At 62.8% G+C, this 17,623-nt stretch carries 14 protein-coding genes; 4 read left to right on the forward strand and 10 right to left on the reverse strand.

What is annotated here, in order from left to right; all coding sequences use genetic code 11:
- Positions 1 to 182: 182 nt before the first annotated feature.
- From HU750_RS00415 to HU750_RS00455, 9 genes are all read right to left on the reverse strand, one after another.
- Positions 183 to 1,151, reverse strand: a complete 969-nt coding sequence (locus HU750_RS00415) for a peptide ABC transporter ATP-binding protein (protein ID WP_186675598.1) — start codon at positions 1,149 to 1,151, stop codon at positions 183 to 185.
- The gene (locus HU750_RS00420) at positions 1,151 to 2,119 is read right to left on the reverse strand and encodes an ABC transporter ATP-binding protein (RefSeq protein ID WP_027595573.1); all 969 of its coding nucleotides are present in this window, start codon (positions 2,117 to 2,119) and stop codon (positions 1,151 to 1,153) included. The genes HU750_RS00415 and HU750_RS00420 overlap by 1 nt, the downstream gene beginning before the upstream one ends.
- Before the next feature lie 10 nt (positions 2,120 to 2,129).
- On the reverse strand, positions 2,130 to 3,056 hold the full coding sequence (locus HU750_RS00425; protein ID WP_027595574.1) for an ABC transporter permease subunit: 927 nt from the start codon (positions 3,054 to 3,056) through the stop codon (positions 2,130 to 2,132).
- A gap of 10 nt (positions 3,057 to 3,066) precedes the next feature.
- On the reverse strand, positions 3,067 to 4,077 hold the full coding sequence (locus tag HU750_RS00430) for an ABC transporter permease subunit (RefSeq protein WP_016485006.1): 1,011 nt from the start codon (positions 4,075 to 4,077) through the stop codon (positions 3,067 to 3,069).
- Between the two features lie 91 nt (positions 4,078 to 4,168).
- A complete protein-coding gene (locus HU750_RS00435; protein ID WP_186675600.1) occupies positions 4,169 to 5,764 on the reverse strand; it encodes an ABC transporter substrate-binding protein in 1,596 nt (531 codons plus the stop codon).
- A gap of 84 nt (positions 5,765 to 5,848) precedes the next feature.
- Positions 5,849 to 7,228 (reverse strand): OprD family porin, encoded by a 1,380-nt coding sequence (locus tag HU750_RS00440; RefSeq protein ID WP_186675602.1) that lies wholly within the window; start codon positions 7,226 to 7,228, stop codon positions 5,849 to 5,851.
- A gap of 223 nt (positions 7,229 to 7,451) precedes the next feature.
- Positions 7,452 to 9,044, reverse strand: a complete 1,593-nt coding sequence (locus HU750_RS00445; protein ID WP_186675604.1) for an ABC transporter substrate-binding protein — start codon at positions 9,042 to 9,044, stop codon at positions 7,452 to 7,454.
- 153 nt (positions 9,045 to 9,197) lie between these two features.
- Positions 9,198 to 10,823, reverse strand: coding sequence for an ABC transporter substrate-binding protein (locus HU750_RS00450; protein WP_186675606.1), 1,626 nt, complete (start codon positions 10,821 to 10,823; stop codon positions 9,198 to 9,200).
- A 398-nt stretch (positions 10,824 to 11,221) separates the two neighbouring features.
- Positions 11,222 to 11,938 carry an SIMPL domain-containing protein gene (locus HU750_RS00455; RefSeq protein WP_027595579.1) on the reverse strand — a complete coding sequence of 239 codons (717 nt, stop codon included), beginning with the start codon at positions 11,936 to 11,938 and terminating at the stop codon, positions 11,222 to 11,224.
- A gap of 202 nt (positions 11,939 to 12,140) precedes the next feature.
- Between HU750_RS00455 and HU750_RS00460 the strand changes: the two genes are divergently transcribed.
- The 4 genes from HU750_RS00460 (at position 12,141) to HU750_RS00475 (ending at position 16,517) form a co-directional block, all read left to right on the forward strand.
- Entirely contained in the window at positions 12,141 to 13,397 is a 1,257-nt protein-coding gene (locus tag HU750_RS00460; protein WP_027595580.1) for an ATP-binding protein, read from the forward strand.
- Positions 13,397 to 13,957: a response regulator transcription factor gene (locus tag HU750_RS00465; protein ID WP_027595581.1), complete on the forward strand. Its 561-nt coding sequence runs from the start codon at positions 13,397 to 13,399 to the stop codon at positions 13,955 to 13,957. The genes HU750_RS00460 and HU750_RS00465 overlap by 1 nt, the downstream gene beginning before the upstream one ends.
- 206 nt (positions 13,958 to 14,163) lie before the next feature.
- Complete coding sequence (locus tag HU750_RS00470; protein WP_186675610.1) at positions 14,164 to 15,105, forward strand: AEC family transporter; 942 nt, start codon at positions 14,164 to 14,166, stop codon at positions 15,103 to 15,105.
- Positions 15,106 to 15,161: 56 nt separating this feature from the next.
- Entirely contained in the window at positions 15,162 to 16,517 is a 1,356-nt protein-coding gene (locus HU750_RS00475) for an amino acid permease (protein WP_027595583.1), read from the forward strand.
- A gap of 25 nt (positions 16,518 to 16,542) precedes the next feature.
- Here the strand turns inward: HU750_RS00475 and HU750_RS00480 are convergent, their stop codons facing one another.
- Complete coding sequence (locus HU750_RS00480; RefSeq protein WP_027595584.1) at positions 16,543 to 17,586, reverse strand: calcium/sodium antiporter; 1,044 nt, start codon at positions 17,584 to 17,586, stop codon at positions 16,543 to 16,545.
- Between the last annotated feature and the right edge of the window lie 37 nt (positions 17,587 to 17,623).

The following is a 17,623-nucleotide window of genomic DNA, read 5'->3' on the forward strand; positions in this document are numbered from 1 at the left end:
TGCTGTGGATGCTTGGGGTACCGATTCCGGTGATCATCTTGATCGCGATATTCATGCACTGAGAATGTGGGGCCGCTTTGCGGCCCATCGCCGGCAAGCCGGCTCCCACAGGTGCGGCGCAGGTTTGAAGCCTGCGCCGTACTTGTGGGAGCCGGCTTGCCGGCGATGAATGTCACACCGACCTAGAGAAATTGCTCTGCATAATGGCAGGCGACTTGCCGGGTTCCCACTTGCCTGAAGGCCGGCACTTCAACAGCACAGCGCTCCGTCGCATACGGGCAACGCTTGTGGAACGCGCAGCCATCCGGCGGGTTCAACGGGTTGGGTAATTCCCCTGCAATGCGAATCTTAGGCTTCAACGGGTCTGGATGAATCGCCGGCGTTGCCGACAGCAATGCCTGGGTATATGGGTGCAGCGGCTTCTCGTAGATATCCGCCTTCGGCCCCATCTCCGCCGGCCGCCCCAGGTACATCACCAACACCTGATCCGCCACATGCCGAACCACCGCCAGGTTGTGCGAGATGAATACGTAAGCGGTGTTGAATTCCTTCTGCAGGTCCATGAACAGGTTCAGCACCTGTGCCTGGATCGACACGTCGAGTGCAGAGGTCGGCTCGTCCGCCACCAGCACCTTGGGCTGCAGCATCATGGCCCGGGCCAGGGCGATACGCTGACGCTGCCCCCCCGAGAACATGTGCGGGTAGCGCTGGTAGTGCTCGGGTCGCAGGCCGACCTGCTCCATCATCTTCTGCACTTTCTCGCGCCGTTCGGCCTTGCTCAGCGAGGTGTTGATCAGCAGTGGCTCTGCCAATTGGTCGCCGATCTTCTGGCGCGGGTTCAGCGAGGCATACGGGCTCTGGAAGACCATCTGCACATCGCGGCGCAATTGCTTGCGCTCGGCCTTGCTGGCGCCTGTGACCTCGGTGCCGGCGATCTGCAGCGAGCCGGAGGAGGGCTCTTCGATCAAGGTCAGGGCGCGGGCCAGGGTCGATTTGCCACAGCCGGATTCACCGACCACAGCCAGGGTCTTGCCGGCCTCCAGTTCGAACGATACGCCATTGAGCGCACGCACCAGGGCGTGGCCCTTGAACAGGCCGCGGGACACTTCGTAATGGCGAGTCAACTCGCGGGCAGTAAGTACGACGGCCATCACGCCACCTCCTGGTTCAGCGGGTAGAAGCAACGCACCAGGCTGTGTGCCTGGGGGGCGAGGGGCGGGCGCTGTTGCCGGCAGTTGTCCTGCACGTACGGGCAGCGCGGCGACAACAGGCAACCTTGCGGCCGGTCGTAACGGCCAGGGACGATGCCGGGGAGGGTGGCCAGGCGCTCGGCGCCCAGGCTGTGCTCGGGGATCGCCGCCAGCAGGGCTTCGCTGTAGGGGTGGGCGGGGACGTCGAACAGCTCGGGCACCTGGCCCACTTCTACCGCTTGCCCGGCGTACATCACACACACGCGCCGGGCGGTTTCAGCCACCACGGCCAGGTCATGGGTAATGAGAATGAGCGCCATGTTGCGCTCTTTCTGCAGGTTGACCAGCAGCTCCATGATCTGCGCCTGGATGGTCACATCGAGGGCGGTGGTAGGTTCGTCGGCGATCAGCAGCTTGGGTTCGCCGGCAATCGCCATGGCGATCGCCACGCGCTGGCTCATGCCGCCAGACAGCTGGTGCGGATACGCGTCCAGGCGGCTTTCCGCGGCCGGGATCTCGACTTTTTTCAACAGTTCCAGGGCCCGCTGGCGCGCAGCCTTGCCCTTCAGGCCCAGGTGCTGGCGCAGCACTTCTTCGATCTGATAGCCCACGGTGAAGCTCGGGTTGAGCGCAGTCATCGGGTCCTGGAAGACCATGGCGATGTCCTTGCCCACCACCTTGCGCCGCTGGCGGCCGCTGAGCTTGAGCATGTCGGTGCCGTTGAACGTCATGGTATCGGCGGTGATGCGCCCGGGGGCGTCGATCAGGCCCATCAGGGCCATCATGGTGACGGATTTGCCCGAGCCGGACTCGCCAACGATGGCCAGGATCTCTCCGGCATCCACGGCCAGGTCCAGGCCGTCCACTACCGGTACTGCATGGGCGTCGCCGAAGCGCACATTGAGGTTGTTGATCTGCAACAGTGACATGGCGTTCTCCTCAGGCGGCGTTCTTGAGTTTCGGGTCCAGCGCATCGCGCAGTCCGTCGCCCATCAGGTTGATTGCCAGCACGCTGAGCAGAATGGTCACCCCCGGCAGGCTCACCACCCACCAGGCCCGCTCGATGTAGTCGCGGGCCGAAGCCAGCATGGTGCCCCACTCGGGGGTGGGCGGTTGCACGCCCAGGCCGAGGAAGCCCAGGGCCGCGGCGTCGAGGATCGCCGAGGAGAAACTCAAGGTAGCCTGCACGATCAACGGCGCCATGCAGTTGGGCAGCACGGTGACGAACATCAGCCGCGGCAAGCTGGCACCGGCCAGGCGGGCGGCGGTGACGTAGTCGCGGTTGAGTTCGCCCATTACCGCGGCGCGGGTCAGCCGCACATAGGCAGGCAGCGAGACAATGGCGATGGCGATCACGGTGTTGATCAGGCCAGGGCCGAGGATGGCGACGATGGCCACGGCCAGCAGCAGCGAGGGCAGGGCCAGCATCACGTCCATCAGGCGCATGATCGAGGGGCCGAGGAAGTGCGGGAAGAAGCCGGCCAGCAGGCCCAGCAGAATCCCTGGGATCAGCGACATCACCACCGACGACAGGCCGATCAGCAATGACAGCCGGGCGCCCTGGATCAAGCGCGACAGCAGGTCGCGGCCCAGTTCGTCGGTGCCGAGGATGAACTGCCAGGTACCGCCTTCGAGCCACACCGGCGGGGTCAGCAGGAAGTCACGGTACTGCTCGCTCGGGTCATGCGGGGCGACCCAAGGGGCGAACAGGGCGCAGAACACCACCAGGCACATGAAGGCCAGGCCCATCACCGCGCCTTTGTTACGCGAGAAGGCGTGCCAGAATTCCTTGTACGGCGAGGGGTAGAGCAGGCTTTGGTCCACCGGGCTGGCCGGTGCGACGGATTTTGCAATCGGGCTAGTCATGGCGAAGGCCTCAGCGCTGATGACGGATGCGTGGGTTGGCCAGGCCGTAGAGGATGTCCACGACGAAGTTGACCAGAATCACCAGGCAGGCGATCAACAGGATGCCGTTCTGGACCACGGGGTAGTCACGGGCACCGATGGCTTCGATCAGCCATTTGCCGATGCCCGGCCAGGAAAAGATGGTTTCGGTGAGCACGGCGCCGGCCAGCAGTGTGCCGACTTGCAGGCCGAACACGGTGAGCACCGGGATCAGCGCGTTGCGCAGGCCGTGCACGAACACCACGCGGGCGGGCGACAGGCCCTTGGCGCGGGCGGTACGGATGTAGTCTTCGCGCAGTACTTCGAGCATGGACGAGCGGGTCATGCGGGCGATCACCGCCAGCGGAATGGTGCCCAGCACGATGGCCGGCAGGATCAGGTGCATCACCGCATCCTTGAACGCGCCTTCTTCGTCGCTCAGCAGGGTGTCGATCAGCATGAAACCGGTTTTCGGCTCGATGTCGTAGAGCAGGTCGATGCGCCCGGACACCGGCGTCCAGCCCAGGCTGACCGAGAAGAACATGATCAGGATCAGGCCCCACCAGAAAATCGGCATGGAGTAGCCAGCGAGCGAGATGCCCATCACCCCATGATCGAACAGCGAGCCCCGCTTCAGTGCCGCGATCACCCCGGCCAGCAGGCCGACGATGCCGGCGAACAGCAGGGCGGCGAAGGCCAGCTCCAAGGTGGCGGGGAACAGGGTGAGGAATTCGGTCCACACGCTCTCGCGGGTACGCAGCGATTCGCCCAGGTCACCCTGGGCGAGCTTGCCCACATAGTCCAGGTACTGGACCGGCAGTGGCTTGTTCAGGCCCAGGCGCTCCATGGCCTGGGCGTGCATTTCGGGGTCGACCCTGCGCTCGCCCATCATCACTTCCACCGGGTCGCCGGGGATCAGGCGTATGAGCGCGAAGGTGAGCAAGGTGATACCGAAGAAGGTCGGGATCAGCAGGCCCAGGCGCCGGGCAATAAAACTCAACATTGTCGGGGTTACCTCTTCAGGCCAGGCGGCAGTCAGCACGCCACGGCAGTGCCGCCGGTCCCCGTGTGGGCTGCCGGCGGTCGTTGTTTTTCTACTTCACCCGGGTGGTGGCGAAGTTGTTGTTGGTCAGAGGGTTGATCACGTAACCCTCCACGTTGTCACGCATGGCGGTAAACACCTTCGGGTGGGCCATGTTGATCCAGGGCTGGTCGTCATCGTACACCTTCAATGCCTCGCTATAGAGCCTTGCACGCGCGTCGTTATCGATCACCTCGCGGGCTTGGGTGATCAACGCCTGGAATTTCGAGTTGCACCAGCGCGCGTAGTTCTCGCCATTTTTCGCCGCCTCGCAACTGAGCAGCGGGGTGAGGAAATTGTCTGGGTCGCCGTTGTCGCTGGCCCAGCCGGTGGACACCAGGTCGGCTTCGCCTTTTTTTGCCCGGCGCAGCATCTCGGCCCACTCCATGACGCGGATGTCGAGCTTGATGCCGACCTTGGCCAGGTCTGATTGCAACATCTCGGCGGACAGCCGCGGGTTGGGGTTGGTCGGGCCGCCGCCGTTGCGGGTGAACAGGGTGATGACCGTACCTTCCGGTACACCGGCCTCCTTGAGCAGCGCACGTGCCTTGTCCAGGTCGCGGGGCGGGTTTTTGTTGTCGCGGTTGAAGCCGATCATTGACGGCGGGTAGGGGTTGATAGCGACCAGGGCGTTGCCTTTGCCGAACAGCTGATCGACGTGGGTCTGGCGGTCGAAGGCCATGTCGATGGCTTTGCGCACCCGCACATCGCTGAGGTATTTGTGCTCGGTGTTCATGGCGATGTAGCCGGTAACCAGTGCTTCGGTGTTGGCGATCTTGAGCTTAGGGTCAGCTTTGATCGACGGCACGTCCTCGGGCTTGGGGTACAGCGCTACCTGGCATTCGTTGGCGCGCAGCTTCTGCAGGCGGACGTTGCTGTCGCTGGCGATGGCAAAGATCAGGGCATCGGCCGGTGGCTTGCCACGGAAGTAGTCTGGGTTGGCCTTGTAGCGGACCTGTGCGTCCTTGCTGTAGCGCTGGAAGATGAACGGGCCGGTACCGATCGGCTTGCTGTTGAGGTCGCCTGTCTTCCCTGCCTTCAGCAACTGGTCGCCGTATTCGGCGGAGTAGATCGAGGTGAAGCCCATGGCCATGTCACGCAGAAACGGTGCTTCCGGGCGGGTGAGGGTGATCACCACGGTGTGATCGTCAGTCTTGTCTACCGACTTGAGCAATTTGCCAAAGGCCATGCTTTCGAAATACGGGTAGCCGACGCTGGTCTTGTCGTGCCAGGGGTGTTGAGGGTCGAGCTGGCGGCGCAGGCTCCACAGCACGTCGTCGGCATTGAAGTCGCGGGTGGGCGTGAAGTAGTCGGTGGTGTGGAACTTCACCCCCTGGCGCAGGTGGAAGGTGTACGTCAGGCCATCAGCGGAGATGTCCCAGCGTTCCGCCAGTGCCGGCTGGATGTCGGTCGTCCCGGGGGTGAAATCGACCAGGCGGTTGAACAGGGTTTCGGACGAGGCATCGAACGTCACGGCCGTGGTGTACTGGACGACATCGAAGCCCTCGGGGCTGGCTTCGGTACACACCACCAGCGGCTTGGCCGCAAGCGGCGCGGCGCTGCCCAGGATGAGCGCTGCCAGGGCAGCGCGGAGCGGTAGCGATTTCATGAATACTCCCTGCAAGCTTTGATTCCAGCGTAGCCGCCACGGCCTGTTTTTTTCAGTGGGCGAAGTAGGCCGTGGCGTCATGGGTCAGAGGATGTTGAACGGAATGGTGGTCACCACGCGGAACTCGTCCAGGCTGCCATCGGCCTGGGCCTTGCTGGCGCGGTGTGCGGTATAGGTGGCGCGGATGCTGGTGTCTTTCAGCGGGCCGCTCTGCACCGCGTAGCTGGTGCCGATGCCCCACTCGTAGTGGGTCTCGCCGTCCAGCCCCTTCACGTCATAGGCGGTGCCGCGGTAGTGGGTGCCGTCGATGCCCCAGCCGCGGGCGTTGTACAGGTTGAACTTCAGGCCCGGCACGCCGTAGGGCGCCATGTTCAGCACATAGGAAATCTGCAGGGATTTCTCGTTGGGGCCGTTGAAGTCCGAGAGCAGCGAGTTGGCCAGGTAGATGCCGTTGGTTTCGTGCAGGTAGTCGAAGTACTCGTTGCCGTTGACCTGCTGCCAGGCGGCGGAGAGTGTGTGGGCCTGGTGGGTCAGGCCAAGCGACAGGCTGTAGGTGTCGTTGTCGATCTCACCCATCTTCTTGCTGCCTTCGTCCACGGTCTTGTAGTAGTTCAGACCGGTGCTCAGGCTGAGTACGGCGCTGTCGCCCAGCACGTGGTTGGCGCCGAAGTAGTACTGGTTCCAGAAGTCGTCGACTTTGGTGGCGTACAGGCTGGTGGTCAGGCTCTTGAACGGCTGGTAGTTGACCCCGGTGGTGCTGGCGCGGTCGGTCTCGACGCCAGCGGCGCCATACTCGCTGCGGAACTTGCTGAGGCTTTGCTCGGTGCGCGGCGAGACGCGGTCGAAGGTGCCCAGGTCGAACGAGAGGTTGTCGAATTCGGCACTGTGCAGAAAGGCACCCTGGAAGCTCGAAGGCAGGGCGCGGTTGCCGATGTAAGCGATCATCGGCGTGTCCACCGACTGGCGGCCGACGGTGAGTGTGGTGTTGGACACACGGGCTTTGATGTTGCCCAGGCCCAGTTTGCTCCACTGGCCGATGGGGTCGCCGTCGCTGTGGGTCAGCGTCCGGTTGTTGGGGCCGGCGATGGCCTCGCGGTCTTGTAGCAGGGCAACAGCGTTGTAGCCGGCCGCCTCGACGGCAAAGCCCACGGTGCCTTGGGTAAAGCCCGAGCTGTAGTTGAGGAGGGTGCCTTGCAGCCAGTTCTCGCGGCTGTGGGTGTCGTGGCGGGTGCCGTCGCTTTTGTAGTACTTCCACAGCGGGGCGCGGGCGGCGCGCTCGCGGGCGTACCAGTTGCGGGTCGAGCCGGACAGGCTCTGGCCGTCGACGAAGCCGGTGGCTTGTTCCTGTTCGCTGCCGGTCTTGAGGGTGAGCGGGACGTAGTCCTGGCGCTGGGGGTCGGCTTCGACCACGGAGCAAAAGCTGCCAATGGTTAAGGCCAGTGCGGTTGAGGTGAATATTCTCAAGGTGAAAGCTCCCTTTCCTTTTTCTAGTTATTACCGGCCTTGTGAGCCGGGTTTATTGCTGCGGTGTTGCCAGGGTTGCCTGGGGTTGCCGGGCTAATCAGGGGGAGGTGTGTTGCCAGTGACGGCCTCTTCGCGGGGCAAGCCCGCTCCCACAGGTTCCCCACTACCTGCAGTACCTGTGGGAGCGGGCTTGACCCGCGAAGAGGCCAGTACTGGTTAATGCCTAATCAACACTCACACCGGAAAAATCATTGCGGCCAAAGGGGCTGACCTTGAAGTCGGAAACCTTGACACTGATCGGCTGGTTCACCGTGGAATGCGCCACCGGGGTAATCGGCACCTGTTGCTTGAGCCGTTGCTGGGCCTGGCGGTAGAGGGCGGTGCGTTGTTCGCGGTCGGTCACCTGCTTGGCCCGCTTGACCAGGCTGTCGTACTGCGGGTCGCACCACAGGGAGTAGTTGTTGCTGCCGATGGCATCGCAGTTGTAGAGGGTACCGAGCCAGTTGTCGGGGTCGCCGTTGTCGCCGGTCCAGCCGATCAGGGCGATGTCGTGCTCGCCGCTTTTCATGCGCTTGAGGTACTCGCCCCATTCGTAGCTGACGATGCGCACCTTGAAGCCCAACTTGTTCCAGTCGGCCTGCAGCATCTCGGCCATGAGCTTGGCGTTGGGGTTGTACGGGCGCTGTACCGGCATGGCCCATAGGGTGACTTCGGTGCCGTCCTTGACCCCGGCCTGCTTGAGCAGTTGCTTGGCTTTTGCTGGGTCGAAGGGGGCGTCCTTGAGGCTGTCGTCATAGGACCATTGGGTGGGCGGCATGGCGTTCACCGCCAGTTGCCCGGAGTCCTGATACACCGCCTGCAAGATCGCCTGCTTGTTGACTGCCATGTCCATGGCCTGGCGCACTTCCAGGCGGTCGAAGGGCGGGTGCTGGGTGTTGTAGGCGATGTAGCCGAGGTTGAAGCCGGGCCGTTGCAGCACCTCGAGCGTCTTGTCGGCCTTGAGCGCTGGCAGGTCGGCCGGCCGAGGGTGCAAGGTGACCTGGCATTCGTTGCGGCGCAGCTTCTGGATGCGCACCGAAGGGTCGGTGTTGATCGAGAACACCAGGTTGTCGATCTTCACCTCATCCGGAGCCCAATAGTCCTTGTTGCCCTTGAAGCGGATCTGCGCGTCCTTCTGGTAGCGCTGGAACACGAACGGCCCGGTGCCGATGGGCTGCTGGTTGATGTCGCTAGGGCGCCCGCGGGTCATCAACTGCTCGGCGTATTCGGCAGACAGGATGGACGCGAAGCTCATGGCAAGGTTCTGGATGAACGCGGCGTCGACCTTGTTCAGGGTGAACACCACGGTCAACGGGCCGGCCTTCTCGATGCGGGCGATGTTCTTGTCCAGGCCCATGCTGACGAAGTAGGGGAACTCGGTGGGGTAGGCCAGCCGGAACGGGTGGCCCTTGTCGAGCATGCGGTTGAAGGTGAACAGCACGTCGTCGGCATTGAAGTCGCGGCCTGGGGTGAACGCCTTGTTGGCGTGGAACTTCACGCCCTCGCGCAGGTGGAAGGTGTAGCGCAGGCCATCCTCGGAGATGTCCCATTTGGTTGCCAGGGCCGGGTGCACGGCAGTGCCGCCGCGTTCGAATTCGACCAGGCGGTTGTAGATCGGCTCGGCGGCGTCGTTGTCGGTGGCGCTGGTGTACTGGGCGGTGTCGAAACCCGCCGGGCTGCCTTCGGAACAGAACACCAGGTTTTTCGCGAGCAGGGCCGGGGATTGGCTCATCAGGCCCAGCGCGAGCAGGGTCGAAACGGCGGTGGCATGGCGCATGGCAAGTCCTTGTTCGTCTGTTTCGCCGCCTCGGGGTACGAATGGCGGCAACAGGTTGCCTATCCCGCTGCGGGTAGCAGCAGGCAGGCGTTATGGAGGTTGGCTGTGGTGGGGCAGGCACCCGCCGCGCGCCGGGTGCCGGGGGCTACCCTATTAGTTGTCCACGCTGACGCCGTAGAAGGCATTCAGCCCAAACGGACTGATCTTGAAGTCCTTCACCTTGACACTCATGGGCTGGTACACGGTGGAGTGGGCGATCGGAGTGATCGGCACCTGCTGCTTGAGGATGTGCTGCGCCTGTTGATACAACTCGGTGCGTTTGGCTTGGTCAGAGGTGGCTTTGGCCTGTTTGATCAGGTCGTCGTAGGGCTTGTAGCACCACTTGGAGAAGTTGTTGCCGTCGATCGCATCGCAGCCATAAAGCGTACCTAGCCAGTTGTCCGGGTCACCGTTGTCGCCGCTCCAGCCGATTAGCATGGCGCCCTGTTCACCGCCTTTGGAGCGCTTGATGTATTCGCCCCATTCATAACTGACGATCTTCGCCTTGATGCCGATCTTGGCCCAGTCCGATTGCAGCATTTCGGCCATCAGCTTGGCATTGGGGTTGTACGGGCGTTGCACGGGCATGGCCCACAGGGTGATCTCGGTGCCCTCCGGGATGCCGGCTTGCTTGAGCAACTGCTTGGCCTTTTCCGGGTCGTAGGGGGCGTCCTTGATGCTGTCGTCATAGGACCACTGGGTAGGCGGCATGCCGTTTACCGCCAGCTGGCCGGCCCCCTGGTAAACCGATTCGATGATCTTCTTCTTGTCCACCGCCATGTCCAGTGCCTGACGCACTTCGAGCTTGGCCATGGGGTTGGGCACGCTGCTGCCCTTGATCTTGTCCATCACGTTGTAGGCAATGTAGCCGAGGTTGAAGCCGGCCTGTTGCGGCATCTGCAGGCTCTTGTCGGCCTTGAGCGGCTCGATGTCGGCCGGGCGCGGGAACAGCGTGACCTGGCACTCGCCTTTCTTGAGCTTCTGCATGCGCACCGAGGCATCGGTGGTGATGGCGAAGATCAGGTTTTCGAGCTTCACGTCCTCGGGTTTCCAGTAGTCCTTGTTGCCCTTGAAGCGGATTTGCGCGTCTTTCTGGTACTTGCTGAACACGAATGGGCCGGTGCCGATCGGTTTCTGGTTGAGGTCGGCGGCCTTGCCGCCTTTCAGCAGTTGGTCGGCGTACTCGGCCGACTGGATGGACGCGAAGCTCATCGCCAGGTTCTGGATGAACGCGGCGTCCACCTCGTTGAGGGTGAAGCGCACGGTGTGCTCGTCGACCTTCTCGAGCTTGGCGATGTTCTTGTCCATGCCCATGTCGGTGAAGTAGGGGAATTCGGTGGGGTAGGCCTTACGGAACGGGTGGTTCTTGTCGAGCATGCGGTTGAACGTGAACAGCACGTCATCGGCATTGAATGTGCGGGTGGGCTTGAAGTAGTCGGTGGTGTGGAACTTGACCCCTTCGCGCAGGTGGAAGGTGTAGGTCTTGCCGTCGTCGGACACTTCCCATTTAGTCGCCAGGCCCGGGATCACGGCGGTACCGCCGCGTTCGAACTGGGTCAGGCGGTTGAACACGGTCTCGGCCGAGGCGTCGAAGTCGGTTCCCGTCGTGTATTGCCCTGGGTCGAAGCCAGCCGGGCTGCCTTCGGAGCAGAACACCAGGTTGGACGCTGCGTGGGCGAGCGGGGCGCCGGCCAGCAAACCTGCGCCTAGCAAGAACGGAATGACTGCGTGTTTGAGCATGGTGGCCTCATTGTTGTCATTTTTGATTGAGGTGGCCTCGTGAGCCGACCTGAGGATACTTATGCAGGGGCTGTTCCCAATGCAACACTCAGAAGGATAGTTGGCGCCAGAAAGGTGGCACGAGCGTACATGGATGTCGCATCGGTATAACTTTCGACGAAGTTGAACGTTTGCGCGGGCAAAATGATGGCAATTGCAGCATGTTTCGAGGGGGAGGGATATGTAAGCTGCACCTTAAAAGTGCGTAGGAAATGTCTTAAATTGCAGAATTGGGGCTGCTTTGCAGCCCATCGCGACGCAAGGCCGCTCCTACAGCTGCAGCGCAAGCCTTAGGATCTGCGCTGCCCCTGTGGGAGTCGGCTTGCCGGCGATTGGGCCGCAAGGCGGCCCCATTCAGATCAGGGCATCTGAACTTCGATCAAACCATCGGCATTCATGCTCACTTCGCTGGTACCCGCTTCGATATCCGGGGCCGGCGCCGCTTCGTCAGCGCCCATGGCTTTCATGGCCATCGGTGCGCTGCGCAGGTACGGGCGTGGGTAGCCGCTGCTGTTGAGGTTCAGGTTGACCACTTTGTAGCCCTTGCCCCCCAGCGCCTCGGTGGCCAGCTGTGCGCGTGCCTTGAAGGCATTGACCGCGTCCTTGAGCAAATCATCTTCGCTGGCCTTGCGCGTGGCCGGGGCGATGGAGAAGTCCATGCCGCCCATTTTCAGGTCTTGCAGCAGGTCGGCGGTCAATTGCGACAGGGCTGGGAAGTTGGCGCTTTCCAGGCGCAGCTCGGCGCGTTCACGCCAGCCGGTGATCTTCTGCCCTTTGCTGTCATAGACCGGGTAGCTGTTGCGGCTGCCCTGGCTGATCTTCACATCCTTGACCTGGCGAGACTGCTGCACAGCCTTGTTCATGGTCTCGGTGATCTCTTTGGCAAGTTTGCCCGGGTCGGTGTTCTGCGCTTCGCTGTAGAGGGTCACGACCATCAGGTCGCGTGGCACTTCCTTGCTGACTTCGGCACGCAGCGACACCTGGTTGAAGCGCGGCTCATCGGCCGCCAGCGCAGGCAGGCTGGCGAGCAGGCCGCAAGACAGGATCAAGGCAGTGCCGCGACGAGGGATTTGCATGTAAGACTCCTTGGCAATAAAAGGGCGTGGGTGCTGGCTCTCCATTCCACGCATGGCCCATCAGACCGGGAACAGTGTAGTGGGTTCAAAAGTGCCATCATGAACCTGTGACAAAGTGTGGCGCTTTGCCGCATCGCTGCAGCGAGGCGCCCGGCTTCGGTATACTCCAGCCGATTTTCTGGAGCACTCATCAGGAGAGCTCATGCTCGCCGACGTACAACCGTTGTCCGCTACACGTCAGAACCTCTGGCGCCTGACTGTTATTCGCGTGCTGGTCCTGGCTGCCCAGGCAGGCTCCGTGGGCGTCGCCTACTGGACCGACCTGCTGCCCTTGCCGTGGTTTTCGCTGGCGGCGACGCTGGCCCTGTCGTCCATCTTGTGCGCCTTCACCGCGTTGCGCCTGCGCCTGTCGCTGCCGGTCACCGAAATGGAATATGCACTGCAGCTTGCCTGTGACCTGCTGATCCACAGTGCCTTGCTGTATTACTCCGGCGGCTCGACCAACCCGTTCGTTTCGTATTACCTGGTGCCGCTGGCCATTGCTGCGGTGACCTTGCCCTGGCTCTATTCGCTGATTCTTTCGGGCATTGCCCTGACGGCCTACAGCCTGCTGCTGGTGCAGTTCTACCCGCTGGAAGGGCTGCCGCTGGCGCGCGACAAGATGCAGGTCTACGGCATGTGGCTGAGCATCGCCCTGGCGGCAGCGGTCATTACCTTCTTTGCCGCGCGCATGGCCGAAGAACTGCGCCGCCAGGAACAGCTGCGTTCCGAGCGCCGTGAGGAGAGCCTGCGCGATGAGCAGTTGCTGGCCGTGGCCACCCAGGCTGCTGGCGCTGCCCACGAACTGGGCACCCCGCTGGCGACCATGAGCGTGCTGCTCAATGAAATGCGCCAGGACCACCCCGACCCACTGTTGCAGGAAGACCTGCAGATCCTTCAGGACCAGGTCAAACTGTGCAAGGAGACCTTGCAGCAACTGGTGCGTGCTGCCGAGGCCAACCGCCGCCTGGCGATGGTCGAGCAGGACGTTACTGCCTGGCTGGACGAAGCGCTGAACCGTTGGCACCTGATGCGGCCCGAGGCCAGCTACCGCTTCCAGCGCCTCAGGGATGGCCAGGTACCGCGCCTGACCCCGCCACCGGACCTGACCCAGGCGCTGCTGAACCTGCTGAACAATGCAGCCGACGCGTGTCCGGACGACCTTGAGGTGCGCCTTGACTGGGACGCCCAGGACATTGTCATCAGTATCCGTGACCATGGCCCCGGTGTACCCCCAGCGATCGCCGAGGCGATTGGCAAACCCTTTATTACCACCAAGGGCAAAGGCTTCGGCCTGGGCCTGTTCTTGAGCAAGGCCAGCGTGACGCGTGCGGGCGGTTCGGTGAAACTCTATAGTCATGAGCAGGGTGGCACCCTGACCGAATTGCGCCTGCCCCATGGCAAGCGAGGAGATGAATGATGAGTGACGAAACCCAGCTTGAAAGCGAAGAGCTGCCGCACCTGCTGCTGGTGGATGACGATGCCACCTTCACCCGGGTCATGGCGCGCGCCATGAGCCGTCGCGGGTTCCGCGTGAGCACTGCAGGCTCCGCCGAAGAAGGGCTGATCCTGGCCCAGCAGGACCTGCCAGACTACGCCACGCTGGACCTGAAGATGGAAGGCGACTCGGGGCTTGTGCTGCTGCCCAAGCTGCTAGAGCTGGACCCGGAAATGCGCGTGGTGATCCTGACGGGTTATTCCAGCATCGCCACCGCGGTGGAGGCGGTCAAGCGCGGCGCCTGCAACTACCTGTGCAAGCCGGCCGATGCCGACGATGTACTGGCTGCGTTGCTTTCCGAGCATGCCGACCTGGATGCCCTGGTGCCAGAAAACCCGATGTCGGTCGACCGCCTGCAGTGGGAGCACATCCAGCGCGTGCTGAACGAGCACGAGGGCAATATCTCGGCCACGGCGCGGGCGCTGGGCATGCACCGGCGGACCTTGCAGCGCAAACTGCAGAAGCGGCCGGTTCGGCGCTGAATCGGCGTTGACCCTTCGCGGGGCAAGCCCGCTCCCACAGGGACACCACTGAGCCCGAGAAGGGTGGGCACCTGTGGGAGCGGGCTTGCCCCGCGAAGGGGTCGCCACTGACAGAAATTGCCCTGTATCGCATCCCGATCCCCGCAACTCGCAGCCGTTGACGTATCATTAGCCCCCTAACGGCAACCCTGCAGGATCGCTTGCGCATGCTCGCCCTTCTTATCCAGACGCTGAACATCACGGCACCGGTCTTCGCCATGCTGTTCATGGGCGTGCTGCTCAAACGCATCCACCTGATCGACGACAACTTCAACCGCGTCGCTTCACAGCTGGTGTTCAACGTCTGCATGCCGGCGCTGCTGTTCCTCGGCATCTACCACGCCGACCTGGCAACGGCGGTCAAACCTGGCGTGTTGCTGTACTTCGTCGCGGCCACCCTGGTTGGCTTTGGCGTGGCCTGGGGGCTGGCCATCTGGCGTTGCCCGTCAGCGGACCGCGGCATCTACACCCAAGGCGCATTTCGCGGCAACAACGGCGTAATCGGCCTGGCCCTGGCCGCCAGCCTGTATGGCGACTACGGCATCTCGCTGGGCGCGGTGCTGGCAGGCCTGGTGATCCTCCTGTACAACTCGCTGTCGGCGGTGGTGCTAGCGGTGTACAGCCCGGACCTCAAGTCCGACCCGTGGAGCATCTGCAAGAACATCTTCAGCAACCCATTGATCATCAGTGTGCTGGTGGCAACGCCCATGGCCTATGGCCAGGTGCCGTTGCCCAACTGGTTGCTCACTTCAGGCGACTACCTGGCGCAGATGACCTTGCCGCTGGCATTGATGTGCATCGGTGGCACCCTGTCGCTGGCGGCGCTGCGTGACAGTGGCAGGCTGGCCATCGATGCCAGCCTGGTGAAGATGGTCTGGTTGCCGCTGATCGGCACACTGGGTGCGTGGCTGTGCGGGTTCCGCGGTGCCGAGCTGGGCATCCTGTTCCTGTACATCGGCAGCCCGACGGCGGCAGCCAGCTATGTCATGGCGCGGGCGGCCAACGGCAACCATGAGTTGGCGGCTTCGATCATCGTGATCACTACGCTAATGGCGGCGATCACCACCAATATCGGTATTTTCATCTTGCAGTGGGGCGGATGGATCTAGATCCTTGACTGCAAATAACAGCAATAACACTGCCTCACTGAGCTAAAGGACACTTCATGCAAGACCAGAGCACGCCCGAGCGCTTGCAGCGCGGGCTGAAGAATCGCCATATCCAGCTGATCGCGCTGGGTGGGGCCATCGGCACCGGGCTGTTCCTGGGGATCGCCCAGACCATTCAACTGGCCGGCCCTTCCGTATTGCTGGGCTACGCCATCGCCGGCCTGATGGCTTTCTTCATCATGCGCCAGCTGGGCGAAATGGTGGTCGAAGAGCCGGTAGCCGGCAGCTTCAGCCACTTCGCCCACCAGTATTGGAGCGAGTTCGCAGGCTTCGTTTCGGGCTGGAACTACTGGGTGGTGTACGTGCTGGTGGGCATGGCCGAACTGACCGCCGTGGGCATCTATGTGCAGTACTGGTGGCCCGATTTCCCCACCTGGGCGACGGCGGCGATCTTCTTCGTGGCGATCAACCTCATCAACCTGACCCAAGTGAAGGTCTACGGGGAGATGGAGTTCTGGTTCGCCCTGGTCAAGGTAGTGGCCATCGTCAGCATGATTGGCTTTGGTGCCTGGCTGCTGAGCAGCGGCCACGGCGGCCCGGACGCCAGCGTGGCCAACCTGTGGCAATACGGCGGGTTCTTCCCGAATGGCGTCACTGGCCTGATCATGGCCTTGGCTGTGATCATGTTCTCTTTCGGTGGGCTGGAGCTGGTGGGTATCACCGCCGCCGAGGCAGATAACCCGCGTCAGAGCATCCCCAAGGCCACCAACCAAGTGGTCTACCGCATCCTGATTTTCTACATCGGCGCCCTGGCGGTGCTGTTGTCGCTGTACCCGTGGCAGAAGGTGGTGCAGGGGGGCAGCCCGTTCGTGATGATTTTCCATGAGCTGGACAGCGACCTGGTGGCGACCATCCTCAATGTCGTGGTGCTGACGGCGGCGCTGTCGGTCTACAACAGCTGCGTCTACGCCAACAGCCGCATGCTGTTCGGCCTGGCCAGCCAGGGTGATGCGCCGCGCCAGCTGCTCAAAGTCAGCCGCAGTGGTGTGCCGCTGACGGCGCTGGGTGTTTCGGCGTTTGCCACGGGCATGTGCGTACTGATCAACTACCTGATGCCCGGTGAAGCCTTTGGCTTGCTGATGGCCCTGGCAGTGTCGGCGCTGGTGATCAACTGGGCGAGCATCAGCATCACCCACCTCAAATTCCGCAAAGCCAAGCTGGCGTCGGGTATTACCCCGTTCTACCAGAGCTGGGGGCACCCGGTTACCAATTACCTGTGCCTGGCATTCATCGTGCTGATTCTGGTCGTGATGTACCTGACGCCGCCGATTCGCATCTCGGTGATGCTGATTCCGGGTTGGATTGCGGTGCTTTGGGTCGCGTTCCGGTTGAAGAAGGCCCGGCAGGGCTGAGGGCTTGTGGCGCCCTCCGCTGGCCTCAGTGCTGCCGCCGCCACGCACGTACGGTGGTGTACAGCAGCACCAAGGCCAGCACTGGCAGGACATAGAACAGCATGAGCCGCTCCAGGCGGCCGGCCAATGGCATGCCGGTGGTAAAGGCCACCACATGCAGCCCATAGGCCAGGTACAGGCAGAGAAACACCAGGCCTTCAGCGCGGGTGATCCGGTAGCCCGAATAGAACACGGGTAGGCTCAAGACGGCGACGCCCAGCATCACGGGCAGGTCGAAGGCCAGCGCGTTGGGTGAGATCGACAGCGGTTCAGGGGTGATCAGCGCGGTCAGGCCCAGCACGCCCAGCAGGTTGAACAGGTTGCTGCCGATCACCGTGCCAACGGCGATTTCCCGTTCGCCGCGAAGGGCGGCAATCATCGCGGCGGCCAGCTCTGGCAATGACGTGCAGACCGCGACCACGGTCAGGCCGATGATGCGTTCGGAAAGGCCCAGGTCAGTCGCCACCTCAACGGCGGCTTCCAGTAGCAAGTGGCCGGCCAGGCTCAGCAGGCCAAGGCCAAGCGCAATCTGCAGCAGCGTGCTTGACCAAAAGCGTGCACCACTGACCTTGATGTTGCTGGGCGCGGGGTAGGTGCGAGCGTAATGGCGTGATTGATGCCAGAGCATGACCAGGTAGCCCACCAGCGCCAGCAACAGCAGCAGGCCCTCCCCGCGGCCCAGGTAGCCATTGGCGGCCAGCGCATACACCAGCGCACTGGCGACGATCATCAAGGGGATGTCCAGACGAACCAGTTGGCGTGAAACACGCAGCGGGATGATCAGCGCGGCCAGGCCAAGAATCACCAGTACGTTGAAGATGTTGCTGCCAATCACGCTGCCGACGGCGACATCCGGTGCGCCCTGGAAGGCGGCCTGTAGGCTTACCGTGAGCTGCGGTGCGGTGCTGCCGAAGGCCACCAGGCTCAGCCCGATGATCAGTGGGCGCACGTGCAGGCGCAAGGCCAGGCGCAGGGCCATGCGTACCAGCAGCTCGGCACCGCAGGCCAGCAGCAACAAGGCGACGCCCAGTTGCAGGAGGCTGAAGGTGGGAAGGGTGGCCAGGTCG

It is taken from the genome of Pseudomonas sp. SWRI50 (assembly GCF_014269095.1).
GTDB lineage: Bacteria > Pseudomonadota > Gammaproteobacteria > Pseudomonadales > Pseudomonadaceae > Aquipseudomonas > Aquipseudomonas kermanshahensis.